Here is a 14,771-nt window from a genome sequence, read left to right on the forward strand (position 1 = left end):
GCATGGACCGCATACCGCTCATCGGCCAGGAGCCCGTCGAAGGCGCCATTCAGGGCTATGTGATCAAAGGCGTCACGCACGCGCAGAGGAGTTTCCGGCCTGGCGACTGGCCCGAACGTCTGACCGGCGTCATCACGCTGTTCGTGGGCGAGCGGCGGCCGGGCATTCATATCGCGTGCACGCGCCTTGCGATGCCTGTCGTCGATGCCGGCACGAAATGCCTGTTCGTTTCTGAGGAACTGCGCGCGGTGTGCGCCGACGCGTTCGACTTCGTCATGCGCTTCGCGCGGGACAACGATTTGCCTGTTGAAACGCGCCGCGCGCAAAGGCTCGCTTCGGCCGAAGTCTTCGGCGAAGAAGCGTCCTGAGCCTGGCGCTCGCGACGCCCCGTTGCTGTGAAAGCGCACCATCGCTGTGCTTTCACGCGTCAAAACACATCGCGCCAGTCGCGCGGTGACCGGCGCTTTTGCCCCGCGAAACCCTTGAATGCGCCACGCGCCGCGCATGGCATAGCCTTTGCATAGTCGCTCACGTAACGTGATGCAACCTGATGCAAAGGATCAAAGGCGATCCTCCTGCCTGCACGCGTAAGCGCACACTCATAGCAGCACTCCACCAGCAGCTTGGACAACGGCGTCCCCTGGAACCAGTCATCCGACCGGTTCCGCGGGACGCTTTTTTGTTTCGGAACCACGATGGCAGACAAAGCAACCCGCATCGATCTCTTCAGCCTGCGCACGCCCGCCATGCGCGCATTTCATCTGACGTGGATGGCGTTCTTCGTCTGCTTCTTCGCGTGGTTCGCGTGCGCGCCGCTGATGCCGCTCATCAAGCGCGAGTTCGGTTTATCCGCCGATCAGGTGGCCAACATCAACATCGCCGCCGTGGCGGTCACGATTCTCGTGCGGCTCGTGGTCGGGCCGATGTGCGACCGCTATGGCCCGCGCAAGGTGTACTCGGGACTGCTGCTGGCAGGCGCGCTGCCGGTGCTCGGCGCTGCCATGTCGACGGGTTACGGGAGCTTTCTGCTGTGCCGTTTGCTGATCGGCGCAGTGGGCGCCAGCTTTGTGATCACGCAGTACCACACGTCGATGATGTTCGCGCCGAACGTGGTCGGCACGGCCAACGCGACGACCGCGGGTTGGGGCAACACCGGCGCCGGCGCCGCCCAGGCGCTCATTCCGCTGCTGCTCGCCGCGATCATCGTGCTCGGCGTGGGCGAGTCGTCCGCATGGCGGGTCGCGCTTGTTGTGCCTGGGCTCGCGATGCCGGTCATGGCCGCGTTCTACTGGCGCTTCACGCAGGACTGCCCGCAAGGCAACTTCGCGGCATTGCGGGCGCAAGGCATCGCTATCGACGGCGGCAAGAAGGGCGGCTGGGCCAGCTTTCGCGCCGCCTGCGCAAACTATCGCGTCTGGATGCTGTTCATCACTTACGCAGCGTGCTTCGGCGTCGAGGTCTTCATCCACAACATCGCCGCAATCTATTACGTCGATCATTTCCACTTGTCGCTGAAAGAGGCCGGCGTGGCCGCGGGCAGCTTCGGCCTGCTCGCGTTGTTCGCGCGCGCGCTCGGCGGCTGGGTATCGGACAAAGCGGCCGCATCGCGCGGCCTCGAAGTGCGCTCCACGCTGTTGTGCGCGTTGATCGTCGGCGAAGGGCTCGGGCTCCTGTGCTTCGCGCACGCGAACAGCGTCGCGCCGGCGCTCGTCGCGATGCTGGTGTTCGGGCTCTTCACGCACATGGCATGCGGCGCGACGTATGCACTCGTGCCGTTCATCGACCGCAAGGCGCTCGGCGGCGTGGCGGGCATTATCGGCGCGGGCGGCAATGTCGGCGCGGTGGCTGCGGGCTTTCTGATGAAGGGCGTCGGCGGCATCCAGCAGACGCTCGCGACGCTCGGCGTGCTCGTCACGCTGTCGGCACTGTGCGCGTTGGCCGTGCGTTTCAGCGGCGAGCACAAGGCGCGCGAAGCGGCGCTGCGCGAGCGCGCGCTCGCCGCCGCCGCCGCCCCCGCCGCTAATACGCAGGGCATGGCGAATTGAGCGGGCTCATCGCCGTGCAGGGCGTGCTGTTGTTTGCTCGTACGCTGCACGGTGAAGGTGCTGCGTCGCACCATCATCGCGCCTTCATGCATTCGAATGCGTCAGCCAGCAGCGCATAGCAGCACGCGTCAACCCGCGCCAAACGCCCACCAGACGGCGCATTCGGAAGGTTCGGGTCGAATGGCACGGGCTTTGCATTAACGGGCTGCGGATCAACGGCGATCCGGCTCACCCAGCAGCACTCTGTCTCAGATCATTGGTTTTGGACAACGGCGTCCCCCGAATACAGTCGCAGCAGCGATTGCATCCGCGGGACGCTTTTTTTATTGCCGGACACATCATGTCGCAAACCGCATCGCAAATGAATGAAGCCTCTGTCATGAACGTCGTCGTCATCGGCCACGGAATGGTGGGGCACAAGCTCCTCGAATGTCTCGTCGACGACCCGAGGGCCGCGCTGCATGTCACCGTGCTGTGCGAAGAGCCGCGCCCCGCGTACGACCGCGTGCATCTGTCCGAATTCTTTTCGGGCAAGTCCGCGGACGACCTGTCGCTCGTCGCGCCGGGCTTTTTCGAGCGTGAAAATGTGCTGCTCAAGCTGAACGCGAAGGCCGTCTCGATCGACCGCCATGCGCGCACGGTCGCGCTTTCCACGGGCGAGACGCTCTCCTACGACAAGCTCGTGATCGCGACCGGCTCGTCGCCGTTCGTGCCGCCTGTGCAAGGCCGCGAGCGCCGCGATTGCTTCGTCTACCGAACTATCGAAGACCTGGAAGCCATGCAGGAATGCGGCGCGCGCTCGAAGACCGGCACGGTGGTCGGCGGCGGCCTGCTCGGTCTGGAATGCGCGAAGGCGCTGCGCGACATGGGGCTGCAGACGCATGTGGTCGAGTTCGCGCCGCGCCTGATGGCGGTGCAGGTCGACGAAGGCGGCGGCCGCGTGCTGCGCACGAAGATAGAAGCACTCGGCGTGACGGTGCATACGCAGAAGAACACCACGGCGATTGTCGACGGCGAAGCGGGCACGCACCGCATGCAGTTCGCGGACGGCACGCATCTCGACACGGACATGATCGTGTTCTCCGCGGGCATTCGTCCGCGCGACGAGCTTGCGCGCGCCTGCGGCCTCGAAATCGGTCCGCGCGGCGGCATCGCGATCGATGCGAACTGCCGCACGAGCGATCCGGACATCTACGCAATCGGCGAATGCGCGGCATGGAACGGCATGATCTACGGCCTCGTGGCACCGGGCTACGACATGGCGCGCGTCGCAGCGAAGCATCTGCTCGGCGACGACGCCGGCTTCGCGGGCGCCGACATGAGCACCAAACTCAAGCTGATGGGCGTGGACGTCGCGAGTATCGGCGACGCGCACGGCACGACGCCCGGCAGCCGCGCCTATCAGTTCAGCGACGAGCGCAAGCAGGTCTACAAGAAGCTCGTGGTCTCGGAGTGCGGCAAGCAACTGCTCGGTGCCGTGATGATCGGCGATGCCAGCGAATACGGCACGCTGCTGCAGATGATGCTCAACGGTATCGAGCTGCCCGAGTCGCCCGAATTCCTGATCCTGCCGCAAAGCGACGGCAAGGCAAAGCCGGGCCTCGGCGTGGACGCGCTGCCCGACACCGCGCAGATCTGCTCGTGCAACAACGTGTCGAAGGGCGATCTGTGCGCGGCGGTCTGCGCCGGCGCGACCGACATCGGCGCGCTCAAGTGCGCGACGAGCGCGGGCACCTCGTGTGGCGGCTGCGTGCCGCTTGTCACGCAGGTGATGAAGGCCGAGATGAAGAAGCAGGGCCTCGCCGTCAACAATCACGTGTGCGAGCACTTTGCGTATTCGCGCCAGGAGCTGTATCACATCGTGCGCGTCGAAGGCGTGCGCAGCTTCGGCGAACTGCTCGCCCGGCACGGGCGCGGTCTCGGTTGCGATATCTGCAAGCCTGTGGTGGCGAGCATTCTCGCGTCGTGCTGGAACGAATTCGTGCTGAAGAAAGAGCACGCGTCGTTGCAGGACACGAACGACTACTACCTCGCGAACATCCAGCGCGACGGCACCTATTCGGTCGTGCCGCGCATGCCGGGCGGTGAAGTGACGCCCGACGGCCTGATCGCCGTCGCGCAGGTCGCGAAGAAATACGGCCTCTACACGAAGATCACCGGCGGCCAGCGCGTGGACCTGTTCGGCGCGCGCGTCGAGCAGCTGCCGCTCATCTGGGAAGAGCTGATCGCGGCGGGCTTCGAGTCGGGGCATGCTTACGGCAAGTCGCTGCGCACGGTGAAGTCGTGCGTCGGATCCACATGGTGCCGCTATGGCGTCGGCGATTCGGTCGGGCTCGCGGTCGAACTCGAGAACCGCTACAAGGGCCTGCGCACGCCGCACAAAATTAAATTCGGCGTGTCAGGTTGCACGCGCGAATGCGCGGAAGCGCAGGGCAAGGACGTCGGTGTCATTGCGACGGAGAAGGGCTGGAATCTTTATGTGTGCGGCAACGGCGGCATGAAGCCGCGCCACGCGGAACTGATCGCGTCCGACCTCGATAAGGACACGCTCGTGCGCTATATCGACCGCTTCCTGATGTTCTATGTGCGCACCGCCGACCGCCTGCAGCGCACGAGCGTGTGGCGCGAAGGTCTGGAAGGCGGGCTGCAGTATCTGACGGACGTGGTCGTGCACGACAAGCTCGAAGTCGCCGCGGAACTCGAAGCCGACATGCAGCGCGTGATCGACACCTACGAATGCGAGTGGAAGAAGGCGGTGACCGATCCGGAAACCCGCAAGCGTTTCCGTCATTTCGTCAACAGCGACCAGGCCGACAACACCGTGGCCTTCGTTGAGGAGCGCGGGCAGATTCGCCCGGCAACACCGGAAGAGCGCCAGTCGAAACTCGCCGCCATTCCCGTCGTAGTCGAAACCGCTTGACCTTTATCCACCTGACCTGAGGAATCCAGCATGAACAACGATCGGACTTCGGCATCCTGGCTGCCCGTGTGCGCGCTCGACGACATCATTCCGAATACGGGCGTGTGCGCGCTCGTCAACGGCGAGCAGGTGGCGGTATTTCATGTGGCGGACGGCGACGGCGGCGTGTTCGCCATCGACAACTTCGATCCGGGCTCGCGCGCGGCGGTGCTCTCGCGCGGACTGATCGGCAGCCTCGGCGAGCGCATCGTGGTCGCGTCGCCGATCTACAAGCATCATTTCGATCTGCGCACCGGCGAGTGCCTCGAAGCACCCGAGAATTCGGTGAGTGCCTATCCGGTGCGTGTGGAAAGCGGCAAGGTATGGGTCGCCGCATGAGACATGACATCGACGCGCGCTCGTCGGGAGGCGCATCGTTCGCGGCGCCTGCGCGCCCGCGCCTTGTCGTGATCGGCAACGGCATGGCGGGCATGCGCACCGTCGAGGAGTTGCTCAAGCTCGCGCCGGACCTGTACGAGATCACCGTGTTCGGCGCGGAGCCCTACGGCAACTACAACCGTATTCTGCTTTCACCGGTGCTGGCGGGCGAGAAGACCGTCGACGACATCATCCTCAATACGCGCGACTGGTACGAGGAAAACGGCATTCGCCTGCATGCCGGCGACCCCGTGGTCGCGATCGACCGCTCGCGCCGCATCGCGCGCTCGCAAAGCGGCGTGCAGGTGACGTATGACCGTTTGCTGATCGCCACGGGATCGAAGCCGTTCCTGATTCCTGTGCCGGGACACGATCTGCCCGGCGTGATTGCATTTCGCGACATTCAGGATGTCGAAACGATGCTCGAGGCGGCGCGCAACCATCGTCATGCGGTGGTCATAGGCGGCGGCCTGCTGGGTCTCGAAGCGGCAAACGGGCTGATGCGTCAGGGCATGTCGGTGACGGTCGTGCACGTGACGGACAGCCTGATGGAGCGCCAGCTCGACCGCAGCGCTTCTGTGTTGCTGCAACAGGCGCTGGAGCGCAAGGGTCTGCGCTTTTTGCTGAAGGCGAATACCGCGGCAATCGTCGGGCCGGATCGCGTCACCGCCGTGCGTTTCGACGACGGCAGCGAGATCCCGGCGGATCTCGTCGTGATGACGGCCGGCGTGCGCCCGAACATCGAGCTCGCGAAACAGGCGGGACTGCATTGCGAACGCGCGATTGTCGTCGACGATACCTTGCAGACCTACGATCCGCGCGTGTATGCGGTCGGCGAATGCGTGCAGCACCGCACGGCGACCTTCGGTCTCGTCGCGCCGATCTGGGACCAGGCGCGCGTGTGCGGCGCGCACCTCGCGGGCGCCGGTCATCGCCGCTACGTGCAGCGCGCGACGGCGACGAAGCTGAAGGTGACCGGCGTCGACCTGTATTCGGCCGGCGACTTCATCGGCGGGCCACAGAGCGAGGACCTCGTGCTGCGCGATCCGCGGCGTGGCGTCTACAAGCGCCTCGTGATCGAGGATAACCGCGTGATCGGCGCGGTGCTGTATGGCGACGTGAAGGAAGGTGCCTGGTACTTCGAACTGATCCAGAACCGGACCGATATTTCATCGCTGCGCAGCCATTTGCTGTTCGGCAAAGCCCTCTGCGAGACGCAGGCTGCCTGACCTGGAACACACCGTGAGTTTCCCCATCGCAATTTCGAACGCGTCTGCCAGCGGCAAGGCTGTCAGGACCACCTGTCCATACTGCGGCGTCGGCTGCGGCGTGCGCGCGAGCGCGCGTCCCGACGGCGGCCATGACATTGCCGGCGACGAACAGCATCCCGCGAACTTTGGCCGCCTGTGCGTGAAAGGCTCGGCGCTCGGCGAAACCATCGGACTGGACGGACGGCTCCTGCATCCGAAGATGCGCGAGCCCGCGGGCGGCGCGCTGCGCGACGTGTCGTGGGACGAGGCACTCGATGCGGTCGCCGGCGGCTTGCGCCGGATCGTCGACGAACATGGACCGGACGCCGTCGCGCTCTATGTGTCGGGCCAGTTGCTGACCGAGGACTACTACGTCGCGAACAAGCTGATGAAGGGCTACGTCGGCAGCGCGAACATCGATACGAATTCGCGTCTGTGCATGTCGTCGTCCGTAGCAGGGCACAAGCGTGCTTTCGGCGAAGATGTGGTGCCGGTGTGCTACGAAGATCTCGAACTCGCCGATCTCGTCGTGCTGGTCGGTTCGAATACCGCGTGGTGTCATCCGATCCTGTTCCAGCGCATCGTCAAGATCAAGGAGGCGCGGCCCGACATGAAGGTGGTCGTGATCGACCCGCGTTACACCGCGACCTGCGAGATGGCGGACCTGCATCTGCCGCTCGGCGCGGGCACCGACGTGCGGCTCTTTAACGGCCTGCTCAGCTTTCTTGCCGAGCACGGCGCGATCGACACGCAGTTCGTCGATTCGCATACGAGCGGTTATGCGGAGGCGCTGGCGGCTGCTTCCGCTGGCGCGGCGGCCGGCTTCGACCTCGTGCAGTGCGCGAAGGCGTGCAAGGTCGACCCGCACGATCTGCTCGAGTTCTACCGACTCTTTGCCCGCACCGAGCGCGTGGTCACGGTCTATTCGCAAGGCGTCAACCAGTCGAGCTCGGGCACCGACAAGGTCAACAGCATCATCAATTGCCATCTGCTGACGGGGCGTATCGGCAAGCCGGGCATGGGGCCTTTCTCGTTCACCGGACAGCCCAACGCGATGGGCGGACGCGAGGTCGGCGGCCTCGCCAACACGCTCGCCGCGCACCTGGAGCTCGACAACGCGCGGCATCGCGAGCTGGTTCAGCAGTTCTGGGGCGCGCCCGTGGTGGCGTCGCGTGCGGGGCTCAAAGCCGTCGAACTGTTCGACGCCATCGAGCAGGGCCGCGTCAAGGCGGTCTGGATCATGGGCACGAATCCGGTGGTGAGCCTGCCTGACAGCGATCAGGCGAAGCGCGCGCTCGCGCGCTGCGAACTCGTGGTCAGCTCCGACATCGTCGAGAGCACGGACACCAATGCGTTCGCACATATCCTGTTGCCCGCGCTCGGCTGGGGCGAGAAGGACGGCACGGTGACGAATTCGGAGCGCAGGATTTCGCGCCAGCGCGCCTTTTTGCCGGCGCCGGGCGAGGCGCGCCCGGACTGGCAAATCATTTGCGACGTGGCGCGGCGCATGGGCTATGCGGGCTTCGGCTTCGCGAGCCAGCAGGAGATCTTCGACGAACATGCGCGGCTCAGCGCATGGCGCAACGAAGACAGCGAGACCGCCGCACAATCGGGCGAGGGACATAGCGGCGGCGTCCATCGTGCGTTCAATCTCGCCGGGCTGGTCGGTCTCGGCAGCGACGGCTACGCGTCCCTGCAGCCCGTGCAGTGGCCCGTGCGTGCGAGCGCCGGCGCAGCCGCGCCGGGCACCGCGCGTCTTTTCGACGACCGCCGTTTCAGTCACGCGGACGGCCGCGCGCGGTTCGTCGCCACGCCGCCGCGCGCGCCGGCCCATGCGCCCGATGACGACTATCCGCTCACGCTGAACACCGGCCGCGTGCGCGACCAGTGGCATACGATGACCCGCACGGGCAAATCGGAAAAACTCGCGGGCCATGTGACCGAAGCATTCGTCGACCTGCACCCGCAGGACGCGTTGCTGTGCGGCGTGCGCGAAGGCGACCTCGCGCGCGTGTCGAGCCGCTGGGGCGCGATGGTGGCGCGCGTGCAATACGGCGGCGGCATGCCGCGCGGCAGCGTGTTCGTGCCGATTCACTGGAACGACCAGGTTGCGTCCGACGCGCGGGTGGGCGCCGTGGTGAATCCGGTGGTCGATCCGGTTTCCGGCGAGCCCGAGTTCAAGCACACGCCGGTGCGGATCGACAAGTTTCACGTCGCGTGGCATGGCTTTTCGCTGAGCCGGCGCGCGCCGCGGCTCGACGGCGTGACCTACTGGACGCGCGTCCAGGGCAAACAGTGCGTGCGCTACGAGCTCGCCGGCCGCACTACGCTCGGCGAGCGCGGTGAACGGGGCGCCTGGGCGCGCGCGCTCTTCGGCGTCGACGACGCGCAGGCGGACTGGCTCGAATACGAGGACCGCGCCGCGGGCATTTATCGCGCGGTGCATCTGGTCGACGATCGTATCGAGAACTGTGTGTTTCTCTCGGCACGTCCCGAGCTGCCCGCGCGCGAATGGCTCGCGAGCCTCTTTGCGAAGGACAGACTCGACGAAGCGGACCGCATCGGCGTGCTGTCCGGCCAGCCGATCGGCAAGGGCGCCGATACGGGGCCGACGGTCTGTTCGTGTTTCGGCGTGGGGCGCAATACGATTTGCACGGCAATTCGCGAGCAGGGCCTCAAGACCGCTGCCGAGATCACCGCCTGTTTGAAGGCCGGCGGCAACTGCGGTTCGTGTGTGCCGGAGTTGAAGAAGCTTCTGATCGATACGGAGCTCGCGCGGCTCAACGCGGCCTGAGCGTCGCTGACGAGGAACCTTGCCGTGATGACGAAGAAACTGCAAACCCTGCTGCGCGCGATCGGTTCAGGCCGCGGGTTTAACGACGAGCGTGAGGCCGGTATCGCCATGTCGGCTGCTGAAACCGAGGGCGCCGTACAACAACGGCACGCAGCCAATCCACGGCCGGCTCGCCTGCGTGGCCCCTGGCGCCCCGCGCGTTCACGCCGGCGCGGCGCGGCGGCCAGATAACGCGCAACGTTATACCGCGAACTAACGGGGGCGGCGATTCAGCGTGGCGAGAAAATGTAATAACGGTGTCATGCGAATATGCCAGCTAATTGCCGGTCATAGAAAACGCGTAATAAATGGAAGTTTCATAAAGGCGAATTAAACGGCGATTAATAAATTCACACATAAATCGCCGCTGCATATTTAAACACGGTGTGATTCCCCAAGCTAATGAGCCGGGACCCATCGAGCGCGCTTTTCCTCATAGGTAATAGGCGACTCTCGCCCCCCACCCGGTGCGTTCGCTAGCCGCCGCGTATGATATGTTTAATCCGCGTCTATCGCGCCCGCGCGCCAATGCATTTATTCATTCGCCGTAATCGGACTTTTTCAGTTTACAATTAACACTCCGAGGCGTCGCTGCCCCCATAATCAAAACGAAGCGGAAACAATTGCTGGTCTTTACCCCGTCTGCGGGTATGGGCGGTAATTCGTGCTTCCGTCTGGATGAATAAAACACTGTGAGAGACAACTATGCTAAGCCCAAAGGAGTTCGCCACCCTCATGCTCGTCAAGGCGGCTCCGGATCAGATCGATATGTGTCGGGAGGAGCTCGACACATTGTTTGAACGCCAGCTCGTCGCACTCGAAGAACTCGCTTCCGGACACCAGCGCCTGCATGTCACCGGCGCAGGGCATTCAATGCTCAACGCGGTGGCGCGCAAACGCTAAGCCGCGAACCTGTCATCGTTGCATCGATATATTGACGAGAAGGGTAGCCATGGACGAAGAACTGGTAAGCGTCGTGATGGGTCTCGCCGTCCTCGTGATCGGCATCATCTTCGCGGTTGGCCACTATCGGCGGGAATATCGCCGCAGGCAATTGCTGCGTCAGCTCGACCTGACACCTGTCTGGCATTGGCAGCGCCATCAGCATCATCGCCACTGAGGCGGCGTAGTCGACGCAACTCGGCAAAGTCGGCGCATGCGAGGCGGCGTCGGAGAAGCGGCGCACGGGCTGCCGCGCTCCCGCGCGTCGGGGATTAACGCTATTTGCCGCGGGCGCGCGCAAGCTGATAATGAAGGGTTCCGACCGTTCCCCAGCTCCCCATGCGCGACCGAATCGACGACGAAATCACCTTCCGCAAGCTGGAAGTGCTGCTCGCCTTCATGCAGACCGGCAGCCTCGCCAAGGCGGCCGAGGTGCTGAACGTGAGCACGGTGAGCGTGCACCGCGCGCTGCATTCGCTCGAACAGGGCGTGCGCTGCGCACTGTTTCGCCATGAAGGCCGCAATCTCAGGTCGACCGACGCCGCGCAAATGCTCGCGGACGTCGCTGGCGAAGTCCTCACGCTCATGTCCGACGGCATTCGCGCGACGCGCGAAGCGGCGGGCTATTCGTCGGACCGGCTGAAAATCGGCTCGCTGTATTCGCTCACCATCAGGACCGTGCCTGGCATTGTCGTCGACATCAAGGTGCGGCGGCCTACGCTCCAGGTGGAACTCGTGCTCGGTCCGAACGCCGAATTGATCGAGAAGCTGAAGCAGGGCGCAATCGACGCCGCGCTGATGGCGTTGCCCGATGCCGAGCCCGAGATCGAATCCATTCCGCTTTTCGAAGACGACATCTTCTTCGCGGCGCCTGCGAATTCGCCGTACGCCAACCTCGAAGCGGTCGATCTGCGCGACTGCCGCGACGAAACCTTCGTCTCGCTCGGCGAGGGCTTTGCGACCTATCACGGCTTTCAGGAGGCGTTTCGCGTCGCGGACTTCACGCCCAACGTGACCATGCGAGTCGGCGACATCTACTCGCTGATGAACCTCGTGAGCGCAGGCGTCGGCTACACCTTGTTGCCGGGCCGCGTGCGCGGCGTGTTCGGCGACAAGGTGCAGTTCATCCCGCTCAAACCGCATTACATGATGCGCCAGACCATCGGCGTCAGCTTCCTGAGGGCGCGCGAGCGCGACCCGAACCTGCTTGCGCTCATGGCCGTGTGCCGCCTGCGCACTCGCGACGAGAGGTGAGCCCGTCGCGCCGGGAGCGGCACAGTACGCGAGCCGCTTGCTGGCGGCTCAGGCGCCCACCAGCGCGCGCGTCGTGAAGAACAGCAGCGAAGGTCCGAGCAGGCAGCCCACGCCCGTGTGAAATGTGGCGATCAACGCACCGTACGGAACGAGCCGCCGGTCGGTGGCGGCGAGTCCCGCGCTCACACCGCTGACGGTGCCCGCGAGGCCGCCGAAAATCATCGCCGAGCGCGGCGTCTTCAGGCCCATGAAATTCGCTGCGAGCGGCGTGCCGATCATCACGATGATCGCCTTGATGAGACCGGTTGCAATGCTGAGCGCGATGACGTCGGAACTCGCGCCGATCGCAGCACCCGTCACCGGACCGACAATGTAGGTGACCGCGCCCGCGCCGATGGTCGTCATGCTGACCGCATCGGTATAGCCGAACGCGTGAGCGACGCTCGCGCCGACAATAAACGGCAGCACCGTGCCGAGCAGCAGCGAGACCACGCCGATGAGCCCCGCCTTGCGCGCTTCGGTCGCCTGCACCTCGAAGGCCGTCGCGACGATCGCGAAGTCGCGCAGCATGGCGCCGCCCATCAGTCCGACGCCGGCAAAGAGCGGCAGGTCGGCCAGGCCTTTTTGACCTGCGGTGAACGCGCCGCCCAGATAGGCGAGCACGAGGCCGATCAGAATGGCGATCGCCGAGCCGTGCACGCGGCCGAACGTGAGCTTGCGCGAGATCAGCGACGAGACCCACATGATGAGTCCCACGAGCGCAAACGCGGTGACGAGGCCGTTGTGTATCAGTACTTTGTCGATCATCTGGATCATGGCGGATTCCTCGTTCAGATCTCTTCGGGTTGCGGGGCGTTGATGAACGAGGTGCTGTCGCGGCCGGTGCGCGACAGCACCGCGATGCAGCCGGCACATAAGGCCACGGCGCCCAATGCCGACAGCAGCGCGACCGGTCCGCCCTTGAGCGCGGCGACGACGTTCTGGTTGGCCGCCATCGCCACGACGACGGGAATGTACATGGCGCCCCAGAAGCCCACGCCGGCTTCCGTTTCCTTCGGCAGCAGTCCTTTGCCGTGCAGATAGAGGCGCAGGAAGATCAGCAGCAGCATCGCGATACCGACGCCCCCGACGTTGGTCTTGACACCGATCGCGGCTCCGAGCAGATCACCCAGAAAGAGTCCCGCAAGGTGGCAGAAAGCGAGCAGCGCAGTTCCGTAGATGATCATCTCGTGTCTCCAGTCGACCGTCGTCGACGCTTGCTTTAGTGTCTTGCCCGGCTCTCACGCGAGATGCTGCTGACGGGCTGTATCGGCCTCTGGCGAGGCGGCGTTGTGCGGACAAGGCGGCATTCGCGAATGCCGGGCGCCGCTTTGTCCACGACAGCGTGACTCTAGAGGAAACGGGGAAGGGGCTTCAATCACCTTCGGCAAGCGTTTGTTATCGTCAAGCTAACGATTCGCAGCGCGAAGCGGGCAAAGCCATGTGGGGCGGGGCGCGCGGGCGGGGCGGCGGGACTTAGGGGTTTTCCCTCGCAGCCGGGCTCATTGCGCGGATGTTCGCTCGATCGCGCTCAGCAGCGCGTCGACGTCGACCGGTTTCACGAGGTAGGCATCGAAGTCGGTCGGCCGCGTGGCGGCATCCTTGTCCGGCGACCAGCCGGTGAGCGCGATCAGCGCGACGTTCGAGCCGTGATTCTCGCGGATGCGCCGCGCGACTTCTCTTCCGTCTATGTCGGGCAAGCCCAGGTCGAGAATCACCGCTTCGGGAACGACGTCGTCCACTGCGCGTAGCGCGTCGAGCCCGCTCGTTGCCATGCCTACCGTGTGTCCTTCCACCTCGAGCAAGGTACTGAGACTGGAAGCCGCGCCCTCATTGTCATCGACGACCAGCACACGGCGCGAAGTCCAGCACGGCGCGTGAGACTGATTAGTTGGCTTCCCTAACGGTTGCGGAGCGTCACGCAAGGCGGGCAAGCGGACTTCGAACGTGCTCCCCTGACCAGGTCCGGAACTGTGAACCGTGACGCGCCCCTGATGCAGTTCGACCAGCGCGCGCACGAGCGCCAGTCCCACCCCGAGGCCGCCCACGAGGCGCCCGCGCCCCGAGGGCGCCTGGGCAAACATGTCGAAGATGGTCGGCAAGTCTTCTGCGGGAATGCCGATACCGTTGTCGCTCACCGTGATCACCGCTTCGTCGCCTTGCCGCGAGACCGCGAGCCAGATCTTGCCGCCGGGAGGCGTGTAGCGAAGCGCATTGTTGAGCAGATTCTGCGTGACTTGCGCGAGCCGCACCCGGTCGGCGTGAACGTAAATGTGCTCGGTCGGAAGGCGGGTCTCCACTTCATGCGACGCGCCACACTCGAAGTGCCGCGCCCGCGTACTTTCAATCACCTCATGCATGATCGCACCGATTTCCACCGGCGCTTTCTTGACTTCGATCTTTCCTTCGGCGATTCGCGATGCGTCGAGCAGGTCGTCCGTCAGCCGCGACGCCTGCGCCAACTGTCGGGCCAGCAGTTCGACCGGTACATCCTGGCCCGTATCCGCGGATGGCTGCCGTTGCAAAAGCGCGATGGCCGTACTCATTGCGCCAAGCGGATTGCGCAACTCGTGAGCGAGCATAGCGAGAAATTCGTCTTTGCGCCGATCCGCCGCCCTGAGCGCGAGTTCCGCGGCTTCTCTTGCCTTCAGCGATTCTTCGAGCCGCCTGCGCGCGACGACGAGTTCGCGCTCGTACTTGTGGCGGTCGCTCATGATCATGCAGGCAAACTCGTCCAGCTCTGAATCCGCATGATTGACGCGAGAGATGTTGACGAGCATGGGAACGACAAGCCCGTGCGTGTTGCGCAGATCGAGCTTGATTTCGGCGACGGACCGCTGCATCTGCAAAAGCGGCATCACGTGGGTCTGCAGAAAGATCTTGCCGCCGACGGTGAGCAGGTCCTGAAAGCTGCGGGTCTCGACAAGCTCCGGTGTAGAAAAGCCCAGCCATCCGCAGAAGGTTCGATTCACATGGACAATCTTGCCGCCCGCCGCTGCAACGAGCAGGCCGCAGGGAGCCCGGTCGTACGCGGCCGCAGCGTTCCATGGCGCGGCGCCGGGCTGTTGCAT

Annotated in this window: 13 protein-coding genes; 10 read left to right on the forward strand and 3 right to left on the reverse strand. The window is 64.7% G+C overall.

Annotated elements, in window-relative coordinates:
- The first annotated feature begins 2 nt into the window (after positions 1–2).
- The 10 genes from HV711_RS08185 to HV711_RS08230 all read left to right on the forward strand — a co-directional run bounded on the left by HV711_RS08185 (position 3) and on the right by HV711_RS08230 (position 11,661).
- Positions 3–368 carry a DUF3579 domain-containing protein gene (locus tag HV711_RS08185; RefSeq protein ID WP_028363312.1) on the forward strand — a complete coding sequence of 122 codons (366 nt, stop codon included), beginning with the start codon at positions 3–5 and terminating at the stop codon, positions 366–368.
- Positions 369–695: 327 nt separating this feature from the next.
- Entirely contained in the window at positions 696–2,045 is a 1,350-nt protein-coding gene (locus tag HV711_RS08190) for an MFS transporter (RefSeq protein WP_035477436.1), read from the forward strand.
- A gap of 379 nt (positions 2,046–2,424) precedes the next feature.
- Positions 2,425–4,965 (forward strand): nitrite reductase large subunit NirB, encoded by a 2,541-nt coding sequence (gene nirB, locus HV711_RS08195; protein WP_035477434.1) that lies wholly within the window; start codon positions 2,425–2,427, stop codon positions 4,963–4,965.
- Between the two features lie 30 nt (positions 4,966–4,995).
- Positions 4,996–5,343, forward strand: coding sequence for a nitrite reductase small subunit NirD (gene nirD / locus HV711_RS08200; protein ID WP_013588747.1), 348 nt, complete (start codon positions 4,996–4,998; stop codon positions 5,341–5,343).
- Positions 5,340–6,611: an NAD(P)/FAD-dependent oxidoreductase gene (locus HV711_RS08205; RefSeq protein WP_082201378.1), complete on the forward strand. Its 1,272-nt coding sequence runs from the start codon at positions 5,340–5,342 to the stop codon at positions 6,609–6,611. Before nirD ends, HV711_RS08205 begins: the two co-directional genes overlap by 4 nt.
- Positions 6,612–6,624: 13 nt before the next feature.
- A complete protein-coding gene (locus tag HV711_RS08210) occupies positions 6,625–9,426 on the forward strand; it encodes a nitrate reductase (RefSeq protein ID WP_035477432.1) in 2,802 nt (933 codons plus the stop codon).
- 27 nt (positions 9,427–9,453) lie between these two features.
- Entirely contained in the window at positions 9,454–9,657 is a 204-nt protein-coding gene (locus HV711_RS08215; RefSeq protein ID WP_082201376.1) for a hypothetical protein, read from the forward strand.
- Between the two features lie 513 nt (positions 9,658–10,170).
- On the forward strand, positions 10,171–10,368 hold the full coding sequence (locus HV711_RS08220; RefSeq protein ID WP_013588744.1) for a hypothetical protein: 198 nt from the start codon (positions 10,171–10,173) through the stop codon (positions 10,366–10,368).
- A 49-nt stretch (positions 10,369–10,417) separates the two neighbouring features.
- Positions 10,418–10,585, forward strand: coding sequence for a hypothetical protein (locus HV711_RS08225; protein ID WP_013588743.1), 168 nt, complete (start codon positions 10,418–10,420; stop codon positions 10,583–10,585).
- A 161-nt stretch (positions 10,586–10,746) separates the two neighbouring features.
- Positions 10,747–11,661, forward strand: a complete 915-nt coding sequence (locus HV711_RS08230; RefSeq protein WP_013588742.1) for a LysR family transcriptional regulator — start codon at positions 10,747–10,749, stop codon at positions 11,659–11,661.
- A 48-nt stretch (positions 11,662–11,709) separates the two neighbouring features.
- Here HV711_RS08230 and madM read toward each other — a convergent pair whose 3' ends face one another.
- The 3 genes from madM to HV711_RS08245 form a co-directional block, all read right to left on the reverse strand.
- Complete coding sequence (gene madM, locus HV711_RS08235) at positions 11,710–12,477, reverse strand: malonate transporter subunit MadM (protein ID WP_035477430.1); 768 nt, start codon at positions 12,475–12,477, stop codon at positions 11,710–11,712.
- 14 nt (positions 12,478–12,491) lie between these two features.
- On the reverse strand, positions 12,492–12,887 hold the full coding sequence (gene madL, locus HV711_RS08240) for a malonate transporter subunit MadL (RefSeq protein WP_015002939.1): 396 nt from the start codon (positions 12,885–12,887) through the stop codon (positions 12,492–12,494).
- Positions 12,888–13,202: 315 nt separating this feature from the next.
- Positions 13,203–14,771, reverse strand: a complete 1,569-nt coding sequence (locus tag HV711_RS08245) for a hybrid sensor histidine kinase/response regulator (RefSeq protein WP_035477428.1) — start codon at positions 14,769–14,771, stop codon at positions 13,203–13,205.

It is taken from the genome of Paraburkholderia phenoliruptrix, from assembly GCF_902859825.1.
GTDB classification, from domain to species: Bacteria; Pseudomonadota; Gammaproteobacteria; order Burkholderiales; family Burkholderiaceae; genus Paraburkholderia; species Paraburkholderia phenoliruptrix.

Bases quoted from the DNA above. Each gene is read 5' to 3' on its own strand.
- HV711_RS08245 (WP_035477428.1), bottom strand. From the start codon at position 14,771: ATGCAACAGCCCGGCGCCGCGCCATGGAACGCTGCGGCCGCGTACGAC.
- nirB (WP_035477434.1), top strand. From the start codon at position 2,425: ATGAACGTCGTCGTCATCGGCCACGGAATGGTGGGGCACAAGCTCCTC.
- nirD (WP_013588747.1), top strand. From the start codon at position 4,996: ATGAACAACGATCGGACTTCGGCATCCTGGCTGCCCGTGTGCGCGCTC.
- HV711_RS08225 (WP_013588743.1), top strand. From the start codon at position 10,418: ATGGACGAAGAACTGGTAAGCGTCGTGATGGGTCTCGCCGTCCTCGTG.
- madL (WP_015002939.1), bottom strand. From the start codon at position 12,887: ATGATCATCTACGGAACTGCGCTGCTCGCTTTCTGCCACCTTGCGGGA.
- HV711_RS08220 (WP_013588744.1), top strand. From the start codon at position 10,171: ATGCTAAGCCCAAAGGAGTTCGCCACCCTCATGCTCGTCAAGGCGGCT.
- HV711_RS08205 (WP_082201378.1), top strand. From the start codon at position 5,340: ATGAGACATGACATCGACGCGCGCTCGTCGGGAGGCGCATCGTTCGCG.
- madM (WP_035477430.1), bottom strand. From the start codon at position 12,477: ATGATCCAGATGATCGACAAAGTACTGATACACAACGGCCTCGTCACC.
- HV711_RS08230 (WP_013588742.1), top strand. From the start codon at position 10,747: ATGCGCGACCGAATCGACGACGAAATCACCTTCCGCAAGCTGGAAGTG.
- HV711_RS08190 (WP_035477436.1), top strand. From the start codon at position 696: ATGGCAGACAAAGCAACCCGCATCGATCTCTTCAGCCTGCGCACGCCC.
- HV711_RS08215 (WP_082201376.1), top strand. From the start codon at position 9,454: ATGACGAAGAAACTGCAAACCCTGCTGCGCGCGATCGGTTCAGGCCGC.
- HV711_RS08185 (WP_028363312.1), top strand. From the start codon at position 3: ATGGACCGCATACCGCTCATCGGCCAGGAGCCCGTCGAAGGCGCCATT.